Annotated in this window: 24 protein-coding genes; 7 read left to right on the top strand and 17 right to left on the bottom strand. The window is 62.8% G+C overall.

The window, feature by feature from the left end; all coding sequences use genetic code 11:
• Positions 1 to 3 precede the first annotated feature (3 nt).
• From CK219_RS04310 to CK219_RS04350, 10 genes are all read right to left on the bottom strand, one after another.
• A complete protein-coding gene (locus tag CK219_RS04310; protein ID WP_095765468.1) occupies positions 4 to 1,398 on the bottom strand; it encodes a pyruvate dehydrogenase complex E1 component subunit beta in 1,395 nt (464 codons plus the stop codon).
• Between the two features lie 15 nt (positions 1,399 to 1,413).
• Positions 1,414 to 2,451: a pyruvate dehydrogenase (acetyl-transferring) E1 component subunit alpha gene (gene pdhA, locus CK219_RS04315; RefSeq protein ID WP_095765469.1), complete on the bottom strand. Its 1,038-nt coding sequence runs from the start codon at positions 2,449 to 2,451 to the stop codon at positions 1,414 to 1,416.
• Between the two features lie 174 nt (positions 2,452 to 2,625).
• Positions 2,626 to 2,949, bottom strand: coding sequence for a septum formation initiator family protein (locus CK219_RS04320; RefSeq protein WP_095765470.1), 324 nt, complete (start codon positions 2,947 to 2,949; stop codon positions 2,626 to 2,628).
• A gap of 156 nt (positions 2,950 to 3,105) precedes the next feature.
• Positions 3,106 to 4,380: a phosphopyruvate hydratase gene (eno, locus tag CK219_RS04325; protein WP_095765471.1), complete on the bottom strand. Its 1,275-nt coding sequence runs from the start codon at positions 4,378 to 4,380 to the stop codon at positions 3,106 to 3,108.
• A 388-nt stretch (positions 4,381 to 4,768) separates the two neighbouring features.
• On the bottom strand, positions 4,769 to 5,134 hold the full coding sequence (locus tag CK219_RS04330; RefSeq protein WP_095765629.1) for a PRC-barrel domain-containing protein: 366 nt from the start codon (positions 5,132 to 5,134) through the stop codon (positions 4,769 to 4,771).
• Positions 5,135 to 5,270: 136 nt separating this feature from the next.
• On the bottom strand, positions 5,271 to 6,116 hold the full coding sequence (kdsA, locus tag CK219_RS04335) for a 3-deoxy-8-phosphooctulonate synthase (RefSeq protein ID WP_095765472.1): 846 nt from the start codon (positions 6,114 to 6,116) through the stop codon (positions 5,271 to 5,273).
• Complete coding sequence (locus CK219_RS04340; protein WP_095765473.1) at positions 6,113 to 6,988, bottom strand: VOC family protein; 876 nt, start codon at positions 6,986 to 6,988, stop codon at positions 6,113 to 6,115. The genes kdsA and CK219_RS04340 overlap by 4 nt, the downstream gene beginning before the upstream one ends.
• A 69-nt stretch (positions 6,989 to 7,057) precedes the next feature.
• Positions 7,058 to 7,348 (bottom strand): Dabb family protein, encoded by a 291-nt coding sequence (locus CK219_RS04345; RefSeq protein WP_095765474.1) that lies wholly within the window; start codon positions 7,346 to 7,348, stop codon positions 7,058 to 7,060.
• Positions 7,349 to 7,450: 102 nt separating this feature from the next.
• Positions 7,451 to 7,579 (bottom strand): hypothetical protein, encoded by a 129-nt coding sequence (locus tag CK219_RS32535; protein ID WP_263481783.1) that lies wholly within the window; start codon positions 7,577 to 7,579, stop codon positions 7,451 to 7,453.
• A gap of 211 nt (positions 7,580 to 7,790) precedes the next feature.
• Entirely contained in the window at positions 7,791 to 9,056 is a 1,266-nt protein-coding gene (locus CK219_RS04350) for an NAD(P)/FAD-dependent oxidoreductase (protein ID WP_095765475.1), read from the bottom strand.
• 173 nt (positions 9,057 to 9,229) lie between these two features.
• On the opposite strand from CK219_RS04350, the gene CK219_RS04355 reads away from it, so the two are divergent.
• Positions 9,230 to 9,889: a 5-formyltetrahydrofolate cyclo-ligase gene (locus CK219_RS04355; protein WP_095765476.1), complete on the top strand. Its 660-nt coding sequence runs from the start codon at positions 9,230 to 9,232 to the stop codon at positions 9,887 to 9,889.
• On the opposite strand, the gene CK219_RS04360 is transcribed toward CK219_RS04355, so the two are convergent.
• Positions 9,886 to 10,359 carry an Lrp/AsnC family transcriptional regulator gene (locus CK219_RS04360; protein WP_040982960.1) on the bottom strand — a complete coding sequence of 158 codons (474 nt, stop codon included), beginning with the start codon at positions 10,357 to 10,359 and terminating at the stop codon, positions 9,886 to 9,888. The two genes, CK219_RS04355 and CK219_RS04360, sit on opposite strands and share 4 nt — an antisense overlap.
• 206 nt (positions 10,360 to 10,565) lie before the next feature.
• Between CK219_RS04360 and ald the strand changes: the two genes are divergently transcribed.
• Positions 10,566 to 11,681 (top strand): alanine dehydrogenase, encoded by a 1,116-nt coding sequence (gene ald / locus CK219_RS04365; protein ID WP_095765477.1) that lies wholly within the window; start codon positions 10,566 to 10,568, stop codon positions 11,679 to 11,681.
• A gap of 431 nt (positions 11,682 to 12,112) precedes the next feature.
• On the opposite strand, the gene CK219_RS04370 is transcribed toward ald, so the two are convergent.
• The 5 genes from CK219_RS04370 to CK219_RS04390 form a co-directional block, all read right to left on the bottom strand.
• Positions 12,113 to 12,580, bottom strand: coding sequence for a DUF1203 domain-containing protein (locus tag CK219_RS04370; RefSeq protein WP_095765478.1), 468 nt, complete (start codon positions 12,578 to 12,580; stop codon positions 12,113 to 12,115).
• A gap of 103 nt (positions 12,581 to 12,683) precedes the next feature.
• Positions 12,684 to 13,247 carry a GNAT family N-acetyltransferase gene (locus CK219_RS04375; protein ID WP_095765479.1) on the bottom strand — a complete coding sequence of 188 codons (564 nt, stop codon included), beginning with the start codon at positions 13,245 to 13,247 and terminating at the stop codon, positions 12,684 to 12,686.
• A complete protein-coding gene (sseA, locus tag CK219_RS04380) occupies positions 13,247 to 14,098 on the bottom strand; it encodes a 3-mercaptopyruvate sulfurtransferase (protein WP_095765480.1) in 852 nt (283 codons plus the stop codon). Before sseA ends, CK219_RS04375 begins: the two co-directional genes overlap by 1 nt.
• A gap of 30 nt (positions 14,099 to 14,128) precedes the next feature.
• Complete coding sequence (locus CK219_RS04385; RefSeq protein ID WP_095765630.1) at positions 14,129 to 14,872, bottom strand: alanyl-tRNA editing protein; 744 nt, start codon at positions 14,870 to 14,872, stop codon at positions 14,129 to 14,131.
• On the bottom strand, positions 14,872 to 15,906 hold the full coding sequence (locus CK219_RS04390) for a cysteine synthase A (protein ID WP_095765481.1): 1,035 nt from the start codon (positions 15,904 to 15,906) through the stop codon (positions 14,872 to 14,874). Before CK219_RS04390 ends, CK219_RS04385 begins: the two co-directional genes overlap by 1 nt.
• A gap of 191 nt (positions 15,907 to 16,097) precedes the next feature.
• Between CK219_RS04390 and CK219_RS04395 the strand changes: the two genes are divergently transcribed.
• Positions 16,098 to 16,946 (top strand): SDR family NAD(P)-dependent oxidoreductase, encoded by an 849-nt coding sequence (locus CK219_RS04395; RefSeq protein ID WP_095765482.1) that lies wholly within the window; start codon positions 16,098 to 16,100, stop codon positions 16,944 to 16,946.
• A 69-nt stretch (positions 16,947 to 17,015) separates the two neighbouring features.
• Positions 17,016 to 18,005 (top strand): alpha/beta fold hydrolase, encoded by a 990-nt coding sequence (locus CK219_RS04400; protein ID WP_095765483.1) that lies wholly within the window; start codon positions 17,016 to 17,018, stop codon positions 18,003 to 18,005.
• 186 nt (positions 18,006 to 18,191) lie between these two features.
• On the opposite strand, the gene CK219_RS04405 is transcribed toward CK219_RS04400, so the two are convergent.
• Positions 18,192 to 19,631, bottom strand: coding sequence for a DEAD/DEAH box helicase (locus CK219_RS04405; RefSeq protein ID WP_176476925.1), 1,440 nt, complete (start codon positions 19,629 to 19,631; stop codon positions 18,192 to 18,194).
• 394 nt (positions 19,632 to 20,025) lie between these two features.
• On the opposite strand from CK219_RS04405, the gene CK219_RS04410 reads away from it, so the two are divergent.
• From CK219_RS04410 to waaF, 3 genes are read left to right on the top strand one after another with little or no spacing between them, the layout of a single operon-like run.
• Positions 20,026 to 21,558, top strand: a complete 1,533-nt coding sequence (locus tag CK219_RS04410) for an acyl-CoA carboxylase subunit beta (RefSeq protein WP_095765485.1) — start codon at positions 20,026 to 20,028, stop codon at positions 21,556 to 21,558.
• A 52-nt stretch (positions 21,559 to 21,610) separates the two neighbouring features.
• Positions 21,611 to 22,552 carry a glycosyltransferase gene (locus CK219_RS04415; protein ID WP_095765486.1) on the top strand — a complete coding sequence of 314 codons (942 nt, stop codon included), beginning with the start codon at positions 21,611 to 21,613 and terminating at the stop codon, positions 22,550 to 22,552.
• 60 nt (positions 22,553 to 22,612) lie between these two features.
• A complete protein-coding gene (gene waaF / locus CK219_RS04420) occupies positions 22,613 to 23,632 on the top strand; it encodes a lipopolysaccharide heptosyltransferase II (RefSeq protein WP_095765487.1) in 1,020 nt (339 codons plus the stop codon).
• Position 23,633: the final 1 nt, after the last annotated feature.

A 23,633-nucleotide genomic window follows, 5' to 3' on the forward strand; every position in this document is an offset into this window, starting at 1 on the left:
GGCTCAGCGATAAGTGACGGCTTTGACGGCCTCGACGACTTCGCCGACGTTGGGCAGCGCCAGCTTCTCGAGGTTCGCCGCGTAAGGCATGGGAACGTCCTTGCCGGCAATGGTGATCACCGGCGCATCGAGGAAATCGAAGGCGCGCTGCGAGACCTGGTTGGCGATGTGATCGCCGACCGAGTTCTGCGGAAAACCTTCTTCCACCACCACGAGACGGTTGGTCTTCTTCACCGAGGCGATGATCGTGTCGAAGTCGAGCGGGCGGATGGTTCTCAAATCGATGATCTCGGCGTCGATGCCCATGCCGCGCAACTCGGCTTCCGCCTTGAGCGCATAGGTCATGCCGATGCCGAAGGAGACGAGGGTGACGTCCTTGCCCTGCTTGTGGATACGCGCCTTGCCGATCGGCAGCACGAAGTCGTCGAGCTTCGGCACGTCGAAGGAATGGCCGTAGAGGATCTCGTTCTCCAGGAAGATGACCGGGTTCGGGTCGCGGATCGCGGCCTTGAGCAGGCCCTTGGCGTCGGCAGCCGTATAGGGCATCACCACCTTCAGGCCGGGGATATGGCTGTACCAGGCGGCATAGCATTGCGAGTGCTGGGCGGCGACGCGGGCCGCCGCACCGTTGGGACCACGGAACACGATCGGCGCGCCCATCTGGCCGCCGGACATATAGAGCGTCTTGGCGGCCGAGTTGATGATCTGGTCGATCGCCTGCATGGCGAAGTTGAAGGTCATGAACTCGACGATCGGCTTCAGCCCCGCCATCGCGGCGCCGACGCCGACACCGGCAAAGCCATGCTCGGTGATCGGCGTGTCGACGACGCGCCTCGGCCCGAATTCCTGCAGCAGGCCCTGCGTGATCTTGTAGGCGCCTTGGTACTCGGCGACTTCCTCGCCCATGACGAAGACATCGCCGTCGCGGCGCATCTCCTCGGCCATGGCGTCACGAAGCGCTTCGCGCACCGTGGTGGAAACCATCTCGGTGCCGGCTGGAATATCCGGATCGGCGGCGATCTCCGCCTTCGGCGCGGCGGCGACAGCGGCAGACGCCTCGCTTTTGGCCGAAGCTTGCGCCGGGGCCGGCGCGGCTTTTTCAGCCTTGGCGGGCTCTTCTTCGCCGATGCCCTCGCCGGCCTTGTCGACGTCCTCGCCGTCGACGGCAAGCACGGCGATGACCGCGTTGACCTTGACGCCTTCGCTGCCGGCGGGAACCACGATCTTGGCCAGCGTGCCTTCGTCGACAGCTTCGACCTCCATCGTCGCCTTGTCGGTCTCGATCTCGGCGATCACGTCACCGGCGACGACCTTGTCGCCTTCGTTCTTCAGCCATTTGGAAAGATTGCCCTCTTCCATCGTCGGCGACAGCGCGGGCATGAGAATTTCGATCGGCATGTCCTTGCCCTCTCCTTAGAGTACGATGTCGGTCCAGAGCTCGGACGGATCCGGCTCGGCGTCGTTCTGGGCGAATTCGGCGGCGTCGGCGACGATGTCGCGGACTTCCTTGTCGATGGCCTTGAGCTCGTCCTCGCTTGCCCACTTCTTGTCGAGCAGCCGCACCCGGACCTGCTCGATCGGGTCATGCTCGGAGCGCATCTTCTGCACCTCCTCCTTGGAGCGGTATTTTGCCGGGTCGGACATCGAATGGCCTCGATAGCGGTAGGTCTGCATCTCGAGGATGAGCGGACCGTTTCCGGCACGGCACCATTCGGTCGCGAGATCGGCCGCCGACTTCACCGCGCGGACGTCCATGCCGTCGACCTGGATGCCGGGAATCTTGAAGGAAGCGCCGCGATGCGAGAAGTCGGTCTCGGCCGACGAACGCGACACGGACGTGCCCATGGCGTAGCGGTTGTTCTCGATAATGTAGATCACCGGCAGCTTCCACAGCGAGGCCATGTTGAAGCTTTCATAGACCTGGCCCTGGTTGGCGGCGCCATCGCCGAAATAGGTCAGCGAGACATTCTTGTTGTCGCGGTAGCGGTTGGCGAAGGCGAGACCGGTGCCGAGCGACACCTGCGCGCCGACAATGCCGTGGCCGCCATAGAAATGCTTCTCCTTGGAGAACATGTGCATCGAGCCGCCCTTGCCCTTCGACAGGCCACCACGGCGGCCGGTGAGCTCGGCCATGACGCCGCGCGGCGACAGCTCCATCGCCAGCATGTGGCCATGGTCGCGATAGGCGGTGATCATCTGGTCGCCTTCGACCAGCGCCATCTTCATGCCGGTGACGACGGCCTCCTGGCCGATATAGAGATGGCAGAAGCCGCCAATGAAGCCCATGCCGTAGAGCTGGCCCGCCTTCTCCTCGAAGCGGCGGATCAAAAGCATGTGACGGTAGGCGGAAAGCTCTTCTTCCTTGGTGAAATCCGCCGGTTTGGGCGCTGACAGATTGGGCTGTTTGTCGGATCTGGATTTTGCGGGCGCTTTTTTGGCGGCGGTGGCCATGCGTCACTCCCTGTTGGCGTCTCTTCGCGGACATTCAGGGAGATCGATCGTCTCCCCACCGATTGCGGAAAGCTAACATGCAAGGATGCATTGCGCCATGCTGAAAAACGCATGGCTGGCATGCATCTAAGCGATTAGAATCATTGAAAATAAAGGCGATTAACCGAAATTCGGTTATTTCGTCGAGGTAGGCAGCATAATGGTGATTTCGTCCGGATGGGACAGATTGAGCGCCTTTCGGGCCTGCTCGTCAAGCATATCCTTCTCCAGCGTACCCTCATGCATCAGCTGGACACGGCGCTCGAAGTCGATCCGGCGCGCCTTCACGGCGTCAAGCTGGGCCTGCAATTCAACCGCACGGGCCTGCAGCCGATATTTGGAATAGATGCCGAATTCGCCGTGATAGGCATGGAAGCCGAAATAGGCCAGGAAGAGCACGCAAAGCGAGGGAATGATCAGCCTGCCGGTGTTTCTCTGCTTGTGCTGACGTGTCCACATGACCCGAACCCTCGCGGCCGCGTACGCAAGCGACCATGAGTCGTATTTCGCCCGATTGTGCTTAATGGACGGTTACGGACGACCTGTTGCGGGATCGCCGGAAACGAAAAAGGGCGGGAATAACCCGCCCTTTCCAGACTGTTCGAACAGGCCGGATCAGCCCTTGACCACCGACTTGCCGGCGTAACGCGCCTGCTTGCCGAGCTCTTCCTCGATGCGGATGAGCTGGTTGTATTTGGCCATGCGGTCCGAACGCGACAGGGAGCCGGTCTTGATCTGCCCGCAATTGGTGGCGACGGCGAGGTCGGCGATGGTCGAATCCTCGGTCTCGCCCGAGCGATGCGACATGACGGCGGTGTAGCCGGCCTTGTGCGCGGTCTCGACGGCGTCGAGCGTCTCGGTCAGCGAGCCGATCTGGTTGACCTTGACCAGGATCGAATTGGCGACGCCCATGCGGATACCGTCGCGCAGCCGCGCCGTGTTGGTGACGAAGAGATCGTCGCCGACGAGCTGGGTCTTCCTGCCGATCAGGTCGGTCAGGATCTTCCAGCCTTCCCAATCGTCCTCGGCAAGGCCGTCCTCGATGGTGATGATCGGATAATCGGCAGCGAGCTTGGCAAGGTACTTGGCTTGCGCCTTCGGATCGCGGGTCTTCTTCTCGCCCTCATAGACGTAATTGCCGTCCTTGAAGAACTCGGTCGCCGCGCAATCGAGACCGAGGGCGACGTCCTCGCCGGGCTTGAAGCCTGCCTTCTCGATCGATTCCATGATGAAATCGAGCGCCGAAGGCGCGCTCTTCAGGTTGGGAGCGAAGCCGCCCTCGTCGCCGACATTGGTGTTGTGGCCGGCGTCCTTCAGCTTCTTCCTGAGCGTGTGGAAAATCTCCGAGCCCCAGCGCACGCCGTCGCGCAGCGTCGGCGCGCCGATCGGCAGGATCATGAACTCCTGGAAGTCGATCGGGTTGTCGGCATGTGCGCCGCCGTTGATGATGTTCATCATCGGCACCGGCAGGATGTGCACCTTAGTGCCGCCGACATAGCGGTAGAGCGGCAGGCCCGCGGCTTCCGCCGCGGCCTTGGCGACCGCCAGCGATACGCCCAGGATGGCGTTGGCGCCAAGGCGGCTCTTGTTCGGCGTGCCGTCGAGCTCGATCATCGTCTGGTCGATATGGATCTGGTTCTCGGCTTCCATGCCGCCGATCGCCTCGAACAGCTCGCCGTTCACCGCTTCGACGGCGCGCTGCACGCCCTTGCCGAGATAGCGCGGCCCGCCGTCCCGGACTTCGACCGCCTCATGCGCGCCGGTCGATGCGCCCGACGGCACAGCGGCGCGGCCCATGGAGCCGTCCTCCAGCACCACGTCGACCTCGACGGTCGGATTGCCACGGCTGTCCAGGATTTCACGCCCGACAATGTCGATGATGGCGGTCATTTGCGATGTCCCCGATTGATCGATTGAAGCGTCGCGCCCCTCTTAGCCAAAGCAGAGCAAAAGGCAATCGGCGGGCCCGCATTTATTGCCGCGGGCGTGATTCACGAAGCGCAATTTTCTGTCATCATAAGTCATGCGCGCTGTGTGACCATCTCATCTATGGTCGCGTTCGCGCGGGGCGAAACAGGAGGAGTTTCGCCATGTCCCAGTTGAGCGGTATCGTGAGTTTGTTCCTGATCGCGGCAGCGTTCCTGACGTCATGCGACGATCAGAAACCCCAGCAGAGCTCGGTAGAGCTATCGACTCTCAACGCGGCGGAGTAGCTAAACGTCAAAGGCCCCCGGCTTTGTGTCGGGGGCCTTTCGATTCCCAGCTTGCCGATCTGCGATCAATGCCAATAGGGCTTCACATGGTAATACTGGAATGAAGCATCGCGGGCGGCTTCGCCGTCAGCGCCGGTCAGCTCGTCGATCGAATAGGCGGGCGCGGCCTGAAGCTGTTCCTTGGTGAACGGCACGACGTAGCCGCCTCTGTCCTCGTCATAGTCGAGCGTCGCCCACGGAACGGCGTGGTATTTCTCGCCCATGCCGAGAAAGCCGCCGAAGCCGATCACGGCGAACATAATGCCATTCGACATCTTGTCGAGCATCACGTCCTCGATGCTGCCGATGCTCTTGCCTTCGGTGTTATAGACCGACGTGCCGATGACGCGCGAGGCGGCAATGGCTTCGGTATGCCCGGACGGAGTGGTCATGATGGTGCTCCTCTCGTTGAATGCCTGCACCGACAATGAGAGGAGCGCGCTAAGGTTCCCGACGATTTGCTCGGCGGTCGGTGAGGCAGCCCCCGCTCACCACAAACCGGCGCCGGATCGAGGTCCGCCGCTGCAATCAGTGGCCCTTGGCAATCCGATCAAAGGCCATGAGCTTTTCCAACAACGCCGGCATGTCCTTGAGAGGCAGCATGTTGGGGCCATCCGAAGACGTCGAATTGTCCGGGTCCTGATGGGTTTCGATGAAGACGCCGGCAACACCGACGGCAACGGCCGCGCGCGCGAGCGTCGCGACAAAGCGCCGTTCGCCGCCGGAGGAGCCGCCCTGTCCGCCCGGCTGCTGCACGGAATGGGTGGCATCGAAAATCACCGGGGCGCCGATCTCGGCCATGACCGGCAGAGCGCGCATGTCCGAGACCAGCGTGTTGTAGCCGAACGAGACGCCGCGCTCGGTGGTGAGCACATTCGGGTTGCCGGAGCCGGTGATCTTGGCGACGACGTTCTTCATGTCCCACGGCGCGAGGAACTGCCCCTTCTTCACGTTGATGACCTTGCCGGTCCTGGCGGCGGCGACCAGCATGTCAGTCTGGCGCGACAGGAAGGCGGGGATCTGCAGGACATCGACATGGGGGGCTACTATCGCGCATTGCTCCTCGTTGTGGACATCAGTCAGCACAGGAAGGCCAAACTCCTTGCGCAGATCGTCGAAGATCGGCATCGCCGCATCGAGTCCCGCGCCGCGGGTCGCCGACAGCGAGGTGCGGTTGGCCTTGTCGTAGCTGGTCTTGTAGACGAGGCCGATTCCCAGCCGTTCCGTCAGTTCCTTCAGCGCGCCGGCCATGTCGAAAGCGTGCTGGCGCGATTCAAGCTGGCACGGGCCGGCGATTAGCGACAGCGGCGCATTGTTGGCGAAGACGACCTTGCCGACGGTTACCGATGAATTGGGCGCCAAGGGCTTGCTCATGGGATCTCCCGGAAGATGAAGGCGGCGCCCTGGCCGGGCGCCGGCGGCACGACGATATCGTTGCCGCTCATGTTGTATCGGACTGCGTTGTCCGCAAGCAGGCGCCTCACAGCGGCCTTGTCGCGGATCGAGAAGGCAATGGCCGTGAAGAGCAGATCCGGCGACGGCGCGACCGTCAGGCCAAAGCGCGAGGCATAGTCTTCGGACGACAGAACGCTGAGGACTGCATTCGGCAGCCGCACCGCGTCGCCGGCGCCAGCATCGGCTTCGGCAGCGGTCGCGATCAATCCGATCTGGGCGTCAGGCCTGTCGCTGACGGCGATGATTTCGAGAATACCCGTCACGCCATTGGCGTGCGCCTGCAGGGCAGTGCGATCGATTTTCGGCGCATTGATGCGCTGGCAGGCAAAGAGGAAGGCTTCATCGGCCTCCCTTTCCGATATGAATGCCAGCCTGAAGGAAGCGGTATCGCTTTTGCCGTTCGCGTCGGTAAAGGCGCGCGAGAAGCTCAGCATCTCGCCGGCGGAAAGGCCGGCCTCGACATAGCGTGCATGATCGGCATCGGCATTGGCGGTTGCGAACACGACAGCGGAAAAGCCTTCATCGCCGAGGGTCTGACGGTAAAGGCGGTCGCGCGCGACGAAGACATTGCCCTCGCCTATGGCGCGGTCCGCCATCTGTTCGTTGCCGACGGCAAGCGGCTCCAGATAAGTGCCGTCGGCGAAAAAGACGCAGGCATTCTCCGTGCCGAACGGGTGGATGCCCGTGGGGGCGACGACAAAGCCGAGCGAGGCCAGACGCGACCGCGCGGCATCGAGGCTCCGTGTCGGCAGCACGAGATGGTCGAGCGGATGGGCGGAGCTTTCGATCATGCCGGCGCGGTGTGCCCCATTCCGGCCGGCTGTTCAAGTGCACCGAACGGTCGGCCGCGGCTTTGCCGCTCAGGCAGCGGCCACTACATCCGCAGAATAGCGCAGTTCGCGCAGCGGCTTCACTTTGCTGGTCGTATCCGCATAGATCGGATGCGCCTTGTAAGCGGCAAGCGCCGCCTCGTCCTCGAACTCGGCATAGACGACGACATCGATCGCATTGGAGAACTGATCGACCTTGGTATTGAGCGTCACCTCGAAATGCTTCGAGTGCGGAATCTTGCCGAGCGCCAGCAGGCCCGAGCGCACAGTCTCGACATCTTCCTTGCGCCGCACGCTGAAGAAAACGATGTGCCGGATCAAGCCAGCCTCCCTGGTCTTCGCTTCAGCGGCGTTTTTGTGGGAGCAATTCCCAGGCGTCAACCGGCAACGATGTCGCGCCCGCGATGCGAAACCGGCGAGACCTTACCCGGTAACATAGCGCACGATGCGCGAGACTTCCCGCACGGTCACATCGAGGTAGTGGCCGCGATTGTAGAGTCCGTCCCAGAACAGGAAGAAGGTGATGGAGGCGATGACGATCACATAACGCATGGCTAAAACTATCCCATGCGGACGGCCTGAACCAGAGGGGGGAGCGACGGCAGTCGTTCCAGTTAACCGCTTTTTGCCTGGCGCTTTCGGCCAACGGCGCCTGCGCAAGAGGGCCTAGCCGCAGAGTGCGAAGCCACCCTCTTGAGGCGACGGAATGAAACCGCGATCGGCCATCAAGCATCTCCGCTGCCCGCAGGCGGCGGCCTGGGAATCAGCTTTTGTCGTCGTCGCCTTGCGTGATCAGGCGCGCGCTGCGCTGGCCCGTAAAGTATATCCATAGCCAGCTAAGCGAGACCGCCAGGCGGTTGCGGAAATCGATCAGGAAATAGATGTGCGCTATGCCCCAGAGCCACCAGGCGAGCCAGCCGGTGAGCTTGATCCAGCCGAAATCGATTGCCGCGGCGCGCTTGCCGATCGTCGCCAGATCGCCGTCATGACGGTATTGGAAAGGACGCATCGCCGTGTCGCCTGCGAGCCGCGCCTTGATCGTCGCGGCAACATGCTTGCCCTCCTGCTTGGCGGAGGGCGCCACACCCGGCACCGGCTTCCCATCCGGCCGCAGCACATGCGCGGTGTCGCCGATGACGAAAATGTCGGGACTGCCCGGCACCGTGAGGTCGGGTTCGACGACTACCCTGCCCGCCCGGTCGGCCGGCGCTCCCAGCCATTCGGCCGCCGGCGAAGCGGCAACGCCAGCCGCCCAGATGATCGTCCTTGCCGGCAAGCGCGTGTCGCCGAAGACGACACCTTCGGCATCGAGGTGCGTGACCGGACGCCCGAGCTCGACGGTGACGCCCAGCCGTTCCAGCGCCTTGCGGGCATAGTCGGAAAGCTGCGGCGCGAAATTGGCCAGGATCCGGTCGCCGGCTTCGATCAGCACGACGCGCGCCTGGCTTGGGTCGATGTTGCGGAACTCGCCGCGCAACGTGTCATGCGCGAGCTCGACAATGGTACCGGCGAGCTCGACACCGGTCGGCCCGCCGCCGACGATGGCCAGAGTCAGCAGCGCCTGGCGCTTGGCCGGATCGGTTTCGCGCTCGGCCTGCTCGAAAGCGAGCAGGATACGGCGCCGGATCGTCGTGGCATCCTCAAGCGTCTTCAGACCCGGCGCGAACGGCTCCCATTCGTCATGGCCGAAATAGGCGTGGCGGGCGCCGGTGGCGAGCACCAGCGTGTCATAGGGGATCGAGCCGCCGTCCTCGAGCAGCACGCGCTTGCCGGCGCGGTCGACGCCGGTGACATTGCCGAGAAGCGTTGTCACGTCCTTGCGCCTGCGCAGAAGATGGCGGATCGGCCAGGCGACTTCCGAGGTCGCCAGCGACGTCGTCGCCACCTGGTAAAGCAGCGGTTGGAAGAGATGGTGGTTGCGCTTGTCGATCATGGTGATGCGCACCGGAGCTCCCGCCAGCGCGCGCGTGAGTTCGAGACCGCCGAAGCCGGCGCCGACGACAACGACTTTATGCTCGGTTTCGCTCATTTCATTCCACCTCGCCAAAGTGCAATCCTGCCGATGATGTAAGTATTTTTGTGCACTGCAACAATATTGCGCATGGCAACGGTCATGCCCGGGAGTCGTCGTGCGGCGTCGTGAATGCACATGCGGTCGCACAGGTGCGAGTATAGCGTGAAACAAAACGACAGGAGCCAAGCATGGCTGACAAACACGACGACGAAGGCCCGGCCCAATACGCCTCACCGCCCTGTTTCATGCACGAACTCGACCCGGAATACCGGGAACCGCTCTCCGACTGGACGGATGTTCGGAGATGGCGCAAGGCCGAGCGTGAGCGGCTCATCACCGGGCGCCTCGCCGTTTCAGCCGATGCGCGCGCCGCGATGTCGGCACGCATCGCGGAAGGCCTCGACGCGTTGATCGGCGACATAGCCGGCCGGATGGTCAGCCTCTACTGGCCGTTTCGCGGTGAGCCGGATCTGCGTGGCTGGATGGCCTCGATCAACGAGCGCGGTGGGCGCACCGCGCTGCCCGTCGTCATCGAGAAGGGGCAGCCGCTGGTGTTTCGCGCCTACAAACAGGGCGACCGGCTGGAAAAGGGCGTGTGGAACATTCCGATCCCGGCCGAGGGCGACCCGGTGCTTCCCGACATCGTGATCTCGCCTATCGTCGGCATCGATCCAGGCAACTATCGGCTGGGTTATGGCGGCGGCTTTTACGATCGCACGCTTGCCGCAATGCCGTTCAGGCCGCTGGTGATCGGCGTCGGCTACGAATTGCAGCGCATTCCGACCATCTACCCGCAGCCGCACGATATCCCAATGACTACTGTGGTGACCGAAGCCGCAGCGGTTTAAGCCATCTCAGGCCGCAGCCCGACCGCCGTGCGATCGACGATCTCGCGCAGCGCGAAGGACGAGTTGATCTTGGTGACGTGCGGCATGGCTGACAGCCATTCCTTGTGGATGCGCTCATAGTCGACGAGATCCTTCGCCGCGATGCGCAGGATGTAGTCGTATTCGCCCGACATCAGATGGCAGGAGAGCACGTTCGGGCAGCGCTTGATCGCCGCCTCGAAATCCGACAGCGTCTTTTCGAATTGCCCCGACAGCGATATGTGCACGATCGCCGTCATCTGGTGGCCGAGCGCGGAATTGGACAGCCGCGCGTGGTAGCCGCGGATGGTTCCGGACTTCTCCAGATTGTCGAGCCTGCGTGAACAGGCCGATTGGGAAAGGCCGACCTTCTCGGCAAGCGCCGCATTTGGGATCCGGCCATCCTTCTGCAAAGTCTCCAGAATGGCGATATCAATCCTGTCGAGCCGCATTTTTCGTGGTTCCTGCGAATTTCCAGTCGTTTTGCGCAACGATTATCGAAGAGCGACCGTTGCCGCAAGTGCATTCGCAAACACATACGGAGCGATTCGTGGTTGACTGCGGTTACTGCGTGTCCACCCTCCGCATTTTCGACCCGGTGACATGCACGAGCGACAGTGAGAGCGCCCCCTGAAGGGCGCGGACAGGGAGAAGAAAAATGCGTGTCGGCTGCCCCAAGGAAATCAAGAACCATGAATATCGCGTCGGCCTGACGCCGGGCTCGGTCCGCGAATATGTCGCGCATGGCCATGAAGTGCTGGTCGAGACCGGTGCTGGCGCCGGCATCGGCGCCGACGACAACGCCTATCGCGCCGCCGGCGCCACTATCGCCAAGACGGCCGCCGACGTGTTCGCCAAGTCCGACATGATCGTCAAGGTCAAGGAACCGCAGCCAAACGAATGGGTCCAGCTGCGCGACGGCCAAATCCTCTACACCTATCTCCATCTGGCTCCGGATCCGGAGCAGACCAAGGGTCTTCTTGGCTCGGGCGTCACCGCGATCGCCTATGAGACCGTGACCGACGACCGCGGCGGCCTGCCGCTGCTCGCGCCGATGTCGGAAGTCGCCGGCCGCCTGTCGATCCAGGCCGGCGCGACTGCGCTGCAGAAGGCCAATGGCGGCCGCGGCGTGCTGCTCGGCGGTGTGCCCGGCGTGCTGCCCGGCAAGGTCACCGTGCTCGGCGGCGGCGTCGTCGGCCTGCATGCGGCCAAGATGGCTGTCGGCCTCGGCGCCGACGTCACCATTATCGACCGCTCGATCCCGCGTCTGCGCCAGCTCGACGACATCTTCGGCGGCCGCGTCCATACGCGCTACTCGACCGTCGAAGCGCTGGAGGAAGAATGCTTCTCGGCCGACATCGTCATCGGCGCCGTGCTGATCCCGGGCGCCGCCGCGCCCAAGCTCGTCACCCGCGAAATGCTTTCCGGCATGAAGAAGGGCTCGGTGCTGGTCGACGTCGCGATCGACCAAGGCGGTTGCTTCGAGACCTCGCATGCCACGACACACGCCGATCCGACCTATGAGGTCGACGGCGTGATCCACTATTGCGTCGCAAACATGCCTGGCGCCGTGCCGGTCACTTCGGCGCACGCGCTCAACAACGCGACGCTGCACTATGGCCTGCAGCTCGCCGACAAGGGCCTCAAGGCGCTGGTCGACGACCACCATTTGCGTAACGGCCTCAATGTTCATAAGGGCAAGATCACCAACCGCGCCGTCGCTGAGGCGCTCGGCTACGAAATGGTCGAACCGAAGGCGGTCCTTGCCGCCTGATCATTCGCAACGATTTCCTTCAGTCGCCCGCCGGGTCATTCCGGCGGGCTTTTTCTTGCGCGGAAACTGCGCTTCCGTCGAAAAATCCGGTCAACAAAAAAGCGGAGCAAAAAGCCCCGCTTCCTCGACTGTCGCGATCTGCCGCCGGTCCATCCGCGGTCGACACATCGCAACCGCTGCGTTTTAGCGCAGTAGTACGACGATAATACGACGGTCTTGAAAATGCGCTTCTTTTCGTTCTTCCGCCATTATGCGGCCTTGTGTGAAATGCTTCACATTCGCTCGACGAGAAAGCTGCCTAGAGACGGACCGTTACTGGCGGTCTGAGCTGCTTGCCGGGTCGGGCAAGTCCGGCCCGGACGGCACTGGCCCGACAGCTTCTGTCAGACCCTCCAACGGCCCGCCCGACCATCGGCGGGCTTCTTTTTTGGTCATGCCCGCTCGATGCGGCATTGATAGCAATTGTTGCGGGCCGAGCGGACATGGATGTAGGCGATGTCGTCGCGCCCAAACAGCGTCCGCGCGCGGGCGGCAATCTGGCCGGTCGGCGTGACGGCGCCGCTGCCATAAACGATGCGATCGTCCCTGCCGTAGCCCCTGACGATATAGTCGCTGCTTTCGAGCATCTCCGGCAGCGCATCCCCTTCGGCTGCGCGCTCGCATTCCTGGGCATGCAGGAAGATTGGGCCGGTTTCTGCATAGGGCTGCAGTTCCGGAAACGGGCGGTAGGCAACGATCAGATAGCCGTCACCCTCGGCGACGTTCCTGAGGCAATGCCTGCAAGGCACGCCGTCGCCGTCGGAGATGCGGTGCTCCGGGGTGCGGCCGTAGGCATCGGGCCCTCCCCGCTGCAACGCGCGCACGGCTTCGGTCGGCAAGGCTTTGAACTGGATGCTCATGGCAGATCTCCGGTGTCGATCTCCGGAAGCTATGCCTTGGCGATAGTGCCTCCCACCCGATTCCTGACTGGCGGAACCGTTTCTCACTAGTCCTGGAATTGCTCTAGTCTCGCATGACGCTGGCCGAGCGCTCGGCGAAGGTCAGCGGATGCACGACCTCTTTCTTCTGCGCCACCGGCGTGAAGCCGAGCTTCTGGTAGAGCGGCAGAGCCGCCGGATGGTCGAGGGTACAGGTCTGCACGGTGACGCGCCTTGGCCCATGCGCCCAGGCGGCCGAGATCGCGGCGCCGAGGAACCAGCGACCGATGCCCTGACCATGCGCATGCTCCATCATGCCGAAATAGGCGAGCTCCACCTCGTCAGGCAGATGCGGCTTCAGGTCGAAGAAGCCGGCGGGAGCGCCGTCGAGATAGAGCACGCGGATGTCGCGGTCCTCGCGGTGCAAGCCGGCGGCAAGCTCCTCGTCGCTTAGCCTCAGCACGTTGACCCAATGCCATTTGCGCCCGACGCGATCCATCAGATAGCGGTAGAAATGGAGCGGGATATCTTTCGTCTTCAGCAGCGCGATCTGGCGATTGTAAGGGATCGGCGGCGAAACCGCCGGAGCCGCGTGCATCTCCAGGAATGTGACCGTGACTTCGATATCCTGCAGCGCGCCGTTTTCCATCATTCTTTCCCCGTCACCACTGGTGTGTCGCTGAGACCGCCCCACTCAGTCCAGGATCCATCGTAAAGCCGGTTGTCGGTGTGGCCGAGCGTCTCCAGCGCCAGCGTGATCGCCGCTGCCGTGATGCCCGAGCCGCAGGACGTGACAACGGGCTTCGAGAGGTCGATGCCGGCATCTTCGATCACCTTGCGCAGACGGTCCTTGGGCAGCAGCTCGCCATTCTCGGCTAGCGCCGTGACCGGAACATTACGCGCACCCGGCATATGGCCCGAACGGACGCCCGGACGCGGCTCCGGATCGGTTCCGGCAAAGCGGCCGGCCGAGCGCGCGTCGGCGATCTGGCTCTCATGGCTGCCGACGATCCTGCGCATCTCGTCGAGGCCGACAACACGTCCGGCATCGAAATCGGCATAAAAGACACTCGGCGCGATTTTTGTCGGCTCGGCCGTCACAGGTCGCCCCTCGGCCTTCCAGCGATCGATGCCGCCGTTCAGGATGTAGACCTGGAACACGCCCATGACGCGGAACATCCACCAGGCGCGCGGTGCCGAGAACAGGCCGGGCCCGTCATAGACGACGATGGTGTCGTCAGCCGAAACGCCCATGGCGCCGACATATTGGGCGAAGTGCTGCTGCGATGCCAATGTGTGCGGCAGTTTCGAATCCGGATCGGAAACTGCGTCCTGGTCGAGGAAGCGCGCTCCGGGAATGTGGGCGGCATCGTATTCGGCGCGGGCGTCGCGCTTTTGCGCCGGCAGGTACCAGGAGGCGTCGATGATGGTGAGACCCGGCTCGCCAAGTCGCTTTTCCAGCCAATCGGCGTCGACGATGAAGGGACTGTCCTGCGCCATTTTATTCTCCTGCCCCGCCTAGCTTTAACGTCAGTTCGCCGGCATCGGTCCGAATCGGATGCGGAAGCGCCGGTTCTCGCGGCCTTTCTTCTCGATTTTGCCGATATGAATCTCGCCAATCTCGCCGGTCGACCTCACATGCGTTCCGCCGCATGGCTGGCTGTCGATCGAGCCGTCCTCGCCGATGCAGACCAGGCGGATCTTGCCGGTGCCGACCGGTGGGCGGACGTTCTTCGATTTGACCAGGCCAGGATTGGCGGCGAGTTCCTCGTCGGTGATCAGCCGGGTGAAGATCGGATGATCGGCGCGCACCAGCTCCATCAGCCTCGCCGTCACATCCTCCTTGGTGAAGCCGGCGTCGGGAATGTCGAAGTCGACGCGGCTGTCGTCCTCTGCGACCGCTGCCCCGGTGATTGGGAAAGGGCAAACGACAGTCAGCAGGTGACAGGCGGAGTGCATGCGCATCAGGAGGTGCCGCCGCTCCCAGTCGATCAGGAGTTTCAGCTTTTCGCCGACCGCTGGCAGCGCCTGCTCCGGCGCCGGCACATGGACGATCTCGTCCTTGGTCTCGCCGGTGATGGTGGCGGCGATCGCGATGCGGCCGCCATCGGCGCGCTCAAACGTCCCGGTGTCGCCCGGCTGCCCGCCGGATGTTGCATAAAAGACTGTCCGATCGAGAAGGATGCCGCCACGATCGTTGATCGCGACGACCTCGGCCTCCGCCGTCTTCTGATAGGCGTCGTCGCGAAACTGCGCCTCGGTTTTGTACGCCATCATGCCACCTTTTCGAACGGCACTGAAATATCGGCTTTTTCTTCCATCCAGCCCGGCACTGGAAGGTTCTTGCCGCGCAGGAACTCCGGATTGAAGAGCTTGGCCTGGTAGCGCGTGCCGTAGTCGGCAAGGATCGTCACGATGGTGTGGCCTGGTCCGAGCTCGCGCGCCAGCCGGACGGCTCCGGCGATGTTGATGCCGGTCGAGCCGCCGACGCAGAGCCCCTCTTCCTGGATCAGGTCGAAGATAATCGGCAAAGCTTCCTCGTCCGGGATCTGGTAGGAGAAATCCGGCGTGAAGTCTTCCAGATTGGCGGTGATGCGGCCCTGGCCAATACCTTCGGTGATCGAGCTGCCATCGGATTTCAGCTCGCCGCTGGTGTAGAAACTGTAGAGGGCGGCACCCAGCGGGTCGGCGAGCGCGATCTTGACGTCCTTGCTCTTGCCCTTGAGCCCGAGCGCGACACCCGCAAGCGTGCCGCCGGAGCCGACGGCCGAGACGAAGCCATCGATCTTGCCGCCGGTCTGGGCCCATATCTCCTGGGCAGTCGTGCGGACATGGCCGTCGCGGTTGGCGACATTGTCGAACTGGTTGGCCCAGATCGCGCCGTTCGGCTCCGAGCGCGCCAGTTGCTCGGCAAGGCGGCCGGACAGTTTTATGTAATTGTTGGCGTTTTTGTAGGGCACCGCCGGCACTTCGATCAGCTCCGCGCCCAGGATCTTGATCGTGTCCTTCTTTTCCTGGCTCTGCGTGTCGGGGATGACGATGACGGTGCGGTAGCCAAGCGCCTTGGCCACCAGCGTCAAGCCGATACCGGTGTTGCCGGCAGTGCCTTCCACGATGAGGCCGCCAGGCTTGAGCAGTCCGCGCTGCTCGGCATCGCGGATGATGAACAGGCCGGCCCGATCCTTCACCGATTGCCCCGGATTCATGAACTCGGCCTTGCCGAGGATCTCACAGCCAGTCGCTTCCGAAGCCTTGTTGAGCCGGATCAGGGGCGTGTTGCCGATCGCTTCGATCACAGAACGGGGCATGCGGGATTCCTTTATGTGTGCGGCGAGACCCTAAAAACCGGACGCCCCGGTTTCAAGGTAAGATTTTGTCTGGTCCAGTCGCATTCTGGACGCTGCAATGCTTGCGATCATTTCAGCGCCAAGCGCAAAAGCGCTCTTTTCATTCGATTTCTTCGCCGCTACAGCAAGCCCGAACATTCGCAGGACATCGCATGACACTCTACCGGGCCAATCCGAAGGACGGTGTCGCCTGGATCACGGGCGGCAGCAGCGGGCTTGGCCGCGCGTTGGCCAAGGATCTTGCCAATCAAGGCTATGCCGTCGCTGTGACCTCTCTGCCCGAAGATCCGGCCGACACGCTGGTCGTCGAAACGGCGCAGATGTCCGGACATGTGAAATCCTTTCCCTGCGACGTCACCGACGAGCAGGGCATGGCGCGTACGGCCGCCGCAATCGAGGAGCAGATGGGCCCCATCGTGCTTGCTGTCTTCAACGCCGGCAACTACATCGCCACCCCCGGCGAGAATCTGGTTGTGCGCGATTTCCACCGCTCCTTCGCCGTGAACTATTTCGGCATCGTCAACGGCGTGGTGCCTGTCGTCGAGCATATGCGCGTGCGCGGACGCGGCCATATCGTTCTGGTGGGATCGGTCACCGCTTATTCCGGCTGGCCGACCACGGCGGCCTATGGCGGCACCAAGGCCGCGATCAACATCCTGGCGGAGTCGCTGAAATACGATTTCGACAAGATGAATATCCGCATCCAGGTCATCAACCCAGGCTTCGTCGATACGCCGCTGACGGAAAAGAACAAGCTGCCGATGCCGGGCCTCATGCCTGTGCATCGCGCGTCGCGCCGCATGGCTCGCGGCATCCGGAAGGGCGGCTTCGAAGTCACCTTCCCCTACCACATAAGCTTGCCGTTGAAGGTGCTCGGCCTGTTGCCGCGGCCGATCGGCCGCTTCGTCATCGGGCTCACCACCCACTGGTGGGGACGGCCATTGCATTTCGATCGCAGGCTGCCTGGCGACAAGAACCCATCCCGCGACAAGGCGGCATAAACCGGCGAAACGGCGATTGCCTGCCGGCGGGTACGGCCATAGGTTGAGAATCATTGCTTGGAGACTGTAATGGGGCGGCGGATCGTGCTGACGGTGCTTGGCCTTGCAGTCGTCCTGATAGCCGTTTTCTTCCTCGGTCCACGCGTGCCGGTCGACACCACAATCCGGTTCAATCCGTCGGCGATCGGCGACGATCCGCAGGCCTATCTGGCGCGCGAAGAGGCTGCCGTGCCCAACATCCGCGACGGCCTCGACAAGGAGATCATCTGGGCGAACCCGATGGTCCATGCCAAGACCCCCTTGGCCATCGTCTATATCCATGGCTTTTCCGCCTCGAAGGGCGAGGTCCGCCCCTTGCCGGACGACATTGCGAATGAATTGGAGGCCAACCTCTTCTACACGCGCCTGACCGGCCACGGCCAGGACGGCGGGGCCATGGCGCAAGGCAGCGTCAATGCCTGGATCAACGACTATGAGGAAGCTTTGGCCATCGGCCGTGCCATCGGTGACAAGGTGATCGTCATCGGGACCTCGACCGGCGGCTCGCTCGCAGCATGGGCTGCAACCCGGCCGGATGCATCGGACGGTGTCGCTGCTATCGCATTCATATCGCCGAATTTCGGCGTCAAGGCCTCCGGCGCCGAGGTTCTCACACTGCCCTGGGGCCGGCAGATCGCCGAGCTTGTCGGTGGCAAGGAGCGCAGTTTCCCTGCCCGCAACGCGCTGCACGAGAAATTCTGGACCACCAAATATCCCATGAGGTCGGTGCTGCCGATGGCGGCGCTCACCAATCTCGCCTATGAGGCGCCGGTCGAGAAGGCGAAAATCCCTGCCCTGTTCATCTTCTCGGATTCCGACAAGGTGGTGCGGCCCGACCGGACGCGCGAGATAGCTGGGCGCTGGGGTGCGCCGCATGAGCTGGTGCCGGTCGACGACACCGGCGATCCGGACAATCACGTCATCGCCGGCGATGTGCTGTCGCCGCAGACCACAGCCTTCCTCACCCAGCGTATCGTGGTGTGGGTGAAGGCGTTGATGCAGCAGCAATCAGGCCAGTGAAATCAGGCCAGTGAAATGGAAAACGGCCGAAGCATCGCTCCGGCCGTTCCTGTTCGCGTGGTTCTGCTAGAGCATGATGCCGAAAAGTGTGGAGCGGTTTTCGGACGACATCATGCTCTATGTCTTTGATTTAGAGCCGGATTCAGATTTCAGCTCGACTCGACCTGAAATCATCCGGCTCTAGGCTCAGGCGGCCCGGTTCGCCGGACGCTTGCCGCCAAAGCGGCGCTTGTTGTTGCCCTTGAAGCGCTTGAAGCCGTCGGGCTTGCTCGAGCCATTCGGCTTGGCCGCGGCCAGGCGTTCGCCCTGCGGCTTCGGAGCGCGCTCGCCATGAGGCTTGCCGCCGAAACGCTTGTTGTCGCCACCGTTGCCCGGGCGGCGGCCATCGCGACGGGCGCCGTGATGCTCGCGGTCATTGGCCGGTTCGAAATGACGCTCGGTCTTTTCCCTGGGGTCGCGCTGCGGATCCGGGCTGCCGAGATGGTCGGCCACGACCGGCAGCTTCATGCGGATGATGCGCTCGACCTGCCGCAGCTTGGCGTTTTCCGAAGGATCGCACAGCGTGATCGCAATACCGTCCCTGCCGTTGCGGCCGGTGCGGCCGATACGATGGACATAGCTCTCCGCTTCGTCGGGCAAGTCGAAATTCACGACATGGCTGATGCCGGGCACGTCGATGCCGCGCGCCGCGATATCGGTCGCGACCAGGATGCGAACCGAGCCGTCGCGGAAATCGTTGAGCGCCTTCTGGCGCGCGTTCTGCGACTTGTTGCCGTGGATCACGGCCGCCTCGAAACCGTCACGGGCAAGGTCCTTGGTGACGCGGTCGGCACCATGCTTGGTGCGCGAGAACACGATCACCGAACGCATCGCCTCGTCGGCCAGCATCTTTGACAGCACCTGGCGCTTCTGCTTGGTGCGGGCGAGCACCAAGCTCTGCACGATCTCGACCGCGGCGGTGCTTTGCGGCGAGACTTCGATACGGACGGGGTTCTTCAGCAGGCCCTTGGCAAGCTCCGCGATCTCATCGGGCATGGTGGCCGAGAACAGTGCCGTCTGGCGGTCCGGCGCAGTCGCCTTGGCGATACGCTTGACGTCGTTGATGAAGCCCATGTCGAGCATGCGGTCGCCCTCGTCGAGCACCAGCCATTTGGTGTCGGCAAGGATGAGGTCGTCCTCACGCACCAGGTCGGTCAGGCGGCCGGGCGTGGCGATCAGAATGTCGACGCCGGGCGCAACCTTCTTCACCTGGCTGAAGCGCGAGACGCCGCCAAGCACCAGCGCGGTCGAGACATGCGCACCCTTGGCGAGGATCTTGATGGTGTCCTCGATCTGCACGGCTAGCTCGCGCGTCGGCGCCAGGATGAGCGCCCGCGTCGTCTTCGGCCGGCGCTTGGTGCCGAGGCCGATGATCTTCGAGAGAATCGGCAGCGCGAAGGCCGCCGTCTTGCCCGAACCGGTCTGGGCGATACCGAAAATATCGCGCCCCTCGAGCTGCGGCGGGATCGCCTGCATCTGGATCGGCTTCGGATCGGTGAAGCCGGCGGCATGGGTCGCCTTGAGCAGCGCGCCGGAAATCCCAAGTGCCGCGAAACCGTTCAGTTCCGCTGTGTTTTCGTTGGTCAAAATAATCTTCTTTCACGCGGCCTTGTGGCCGCAAACATCAATGGCGGCAAGGCGCAACCTGCCGTCGGATAAATTGTCATGGAACGACAAGGCGGCGGACGGTTCCGTCCGCGCGGCTGCGCTGTCGTGCCCGCAAGCATCATGCCTCGGGGCTTTTTCGCCAGCTTGCCGATCGACCAGGGCCGATTTGCCGGAAAGAGGGAAAACAGACGCAACCAGTCTCATTCGTCGAGAAGGCCGGATGATTCCCGGCCCAAGCGCCTATGCAGCTGCATATGGCTGAGTTTGTCCCGAAATGCAAGGGCGTCATGTTGCGGTGCAGCAAAACAGGGGTTCTTGCGCTCCCCTGCCGGCGCGATTACCACAAATTATCTATTGGTTTTGAGGACTAGCAATGAAAGACGTGCTGAAGGAACTCGAGCGTCGCCGCGAGATTGCCCGCAAGGGCGGCGGCAAGGACCGCATCGAGGCGCAGCACAAGAAGGGCAAGCTCACTGCGCGCGAGCGTATCGAGATATTCCTCGACGAGGGCTCGTTCGAAGAGTTCGACATGTATGTCGAGCATCGTTCGACCGATTTCGGCATGGAGAAGACCAAGATCGCCGGCGATGGCGTCGTCACCGGCTGGGGCACCGTCAATGGGCGCCCGGTCTATATCTTTGCCAAGGATTTCACCGTGTTCGGCGGCTCGCTGTCGGAAGCGCATGCCGAAAAGGTCATCAAGGTCCAGGAGATGGCGCTGCGCAATCGCGCGCCGATCATCGGCCTCTACGACGCCGGCGGCGCGCGTATCCAGGAGGGCGTGGCGGCGCTTGGCGGCTATGCCGAGATATTCCAGCGCAATGTGCTGGCATCCGGCGTCATCCCGCAAATCTCGCTGATCATGGGTCCCTGCGCCGGCGGCGACGTCTACTCGCCCGCCATGACCGATTTCATCTTCATGGTGCGCGACACCTCCTACATGTTCGTCACCGGACCGGACGTGGTGAAGACCGTGACCAACGAGACGGTGACCGCGGAAAGCCTCGGCGGCGCAAGCGTGCACACCACCAAATCCTCCATCGCCGATGGCGCCTATGACAATGACGTCGAGGCGCTGCTGCAAATGCGCCGGCTGGTCGATCTTTTGCCAGCGTCGAACACAGCCGAGATTCCCGAGATAGAGTGCTACCAGTCGGTGACGGATCACGACCTGTCGCTCGACCGGCTGATCCCCGACAATGCCAACAAGCCCTACGACATCAAGGAACTGATCCTGAAGGTCGCGGACGAAGGCGACTTCTTCGAGATCCAGCAGAGTTTCGCCAAGAACATCGTCACCGGCTTCGGCCGCGTCGAGGGCCGCACGGTCGGTTTCGTCGCCAACCAGCCGATGGTGCTGGCCGGCGTGCTCGATTCCGACGCCAGCCGCAAGGCCGCGCGCTTCGTGCGCTTCTGCGATTGTTTTTCAATTCCCATCGTCACCTTCGTCGACGTGCCAGGCTTCCTGCCGGGCACCGCGCAGGAATATGGCGGGCTAATTAAGCATGGCGCCAAACTGCTCTTCGCCTATGCCGAGGCGACCGTGCCGAAGATCACCGTCATCACCCGCAAGGCTTATGGCGGGGCCTATGACGTGATGGCCTCGAAGCATCTGCGCGGCGACATGAATTATGCCTGGCCGACGGCGCAGATCGCGGTGATGGGCGCCAGGGGCGCGGTCGAGATCATCTATCGCAAGGACATCGGCGATCCGGAGAAAATCGCCGCTCATACAAAGACTTACGAGGACCGCTTCCTGTCGCCTTTCGTCGCCGCCGAACGCGGCTATGTCGACGAGGTGATCATGCCACACTCGACCCGGCGTCGCATCGCGCGGGCGCTGCGCATGCTGCGCAACAAGGATATGCAGAACCCCTGGAAGAAGCACGACAACATTCCTTTGTGAAAGACCTCCCGCCAGCCGAAAGGACAACCGCTAACATGAGCGCGGATACGAAATGCGAATAACACTTGCGGCCCAGGGCCTTATTCCGTGCAAAGGCTATGGCGGCATCCAGCGGCAGGTCGAATGGCTGACTACGGAAATGGTCAAGATGGGGCATCAGGTGACATTGATTGCCGGCCCGGGATCGTCGCATCCGATGTGCGAGGTCCGCCACGCGGTGACCAATGACGAATGCCGCGCGGCTGTTCCCAAGGACACTGATATTGTCCATCTCCATGCCTGGAAGGTCGAAGTTCCTTTTCCGACGCTCAATACCGAGCGCGGCCATCTGCCGGATTACCCCAGGCCGCAGCCGAACTGGAGCTTCATCAGCGCCCGCCATGCCGAGCTGCACGGCCGCAAGACCTTCGTCTACAATGGCTTTCCGGTGGACGCCTATCGGCCGGCGCGGTTGAAGAACGATCATTTGTTCTTCATGGCGGCCATCGCGCGGGCCGGAAAGGGCCTCAATCGGGCGGTGGACCTCGCGAAAAAGTATGATTTCAAGCTCGATATCGCCGGCGGCTCGCGCTGGAAGCTGCTTGGCCGCAGCAAGACGCGACGCGAGGGCGTGTTCTTCAAGAGCCTGTCGCCGCGCTTCCGCTATCACGGCATGGTCGACGGCGAACCGAAGGTGCGATTGCTGGGCGAGACCAAGGCCTTTCTGAATCCGATTTCCTGGGAGGAGCCTTTCGGCAACGCGCCGGTCGAATCCATGCTGTGCGGCACGCCGGTCTTGACTACGGCACGCGGCGCGCTGCCCGAAACCGTCGATGCCGATACCGGCCGTTTCTTCGACACGGATGAGGAGTTCGCGCGCGGTTTCGGTGAAATCGACGGTTTGTCGGCGCAAAGATGCCGCGAATCCGCGGCAGACCGGTTCCCGATCCAAAAGGCCGCAAAAGCCTATATCGAGCTCTACCACCGTATTCTTGATGGCGAAGCGCTTCCGTGAGACATCACGCAGGGGTTTCTTAGCAGCGCTGACCGTTCCGGACCGAAAGAGTATCGCGCATTGCGCCCCATCCTGATCTTCTGCCTGCCGGCGATCGGTGATTTCATCCGCTGCCACTCGGCCATCCGGATCATCGCCGAGAGATTCCCGGGGCAGCCGATCGACATCATCACTTCAAGGGTCGCCGCGCCGCTGGCGCGGCTGATGCCGCATGTTCGCAAGGCCTGGATAGCCGAGAAGCACTGGAAGCCAGGGCTGAAAGAGCGGGCTGGTCTGGCACGCGAAATCCGCCGGGAGAATTACCAGGCGGCCTATATGCTCACCAGCAGCACCAAGGCTTGCCTGGTGCCATGGCTGGCCGGAATACCGGAGCGCATCGGCTATCCGCGCGAGTTCCAGTTCGGCATCATCAATCGACTGCCCGCCGGTTGGCTGAAATCGATGCTTGCATTCGGCCCGCGCAAGACGCGGGTGGCAGACCAGGTTTGTGCAATCGCGCGTCTCGGCAAAAGGCCTGCCGAGGACGGACCATTGCCGGCTCCGCAGCTGGTTGTTTCCGCCGAAGAGCTTGCCGGTTGGCGTCGGCGCAACGGGATCGACCCTGCGAAGCCGGCGATTGCCCTCTACACGTCGGACTTTGCCAACAAACGCTCATGGCCGATGGAGCGCTTCGTCTCGATCGCGCGCGACCATGTTGCCCGCGGCTGGTCGGTTTGGCTGATCGGCGGGCCGCGCGAGCGGCAGGCTGCGGCGGAAATCAGGGCTTGTTTGCCCGAGGCGCTCGATTTTACCTCGACGCCCGATATAGCAGAAGCCATGTGCCAGATCGCGGCCTCGACCATTTTTCTCGGAGTCGATGGCGGCATCTCCCACGCTGCTGGGGCGCTGGGCGGCCCTTGTGTGCTCATATACGGTTTGAACCGAGCCTATATGCACGGTCCGGTGAACGAACAGGTGATTTTTCTCGAGCCGCCGATTTCGACGCCAGGCTGGGTGGAGAACACGCGCGCGGTGTCCGAGGACAGGGTTCGCGAGGCGCTTGCGGCGGCGATCCGAAAAAACGCGCCGCAATTCACCTGAC

It is taken from the genome of Mesorhizobium sp. WSM4313, from assembly GCF_002294725.1.
In the GTDB taxonomy this organism is placed as follows: Bacteria; Pseudomonadota; Alphaproteobacteria; order Rhizobiales; family Rhizobiaceae; genus Mesorhizobium.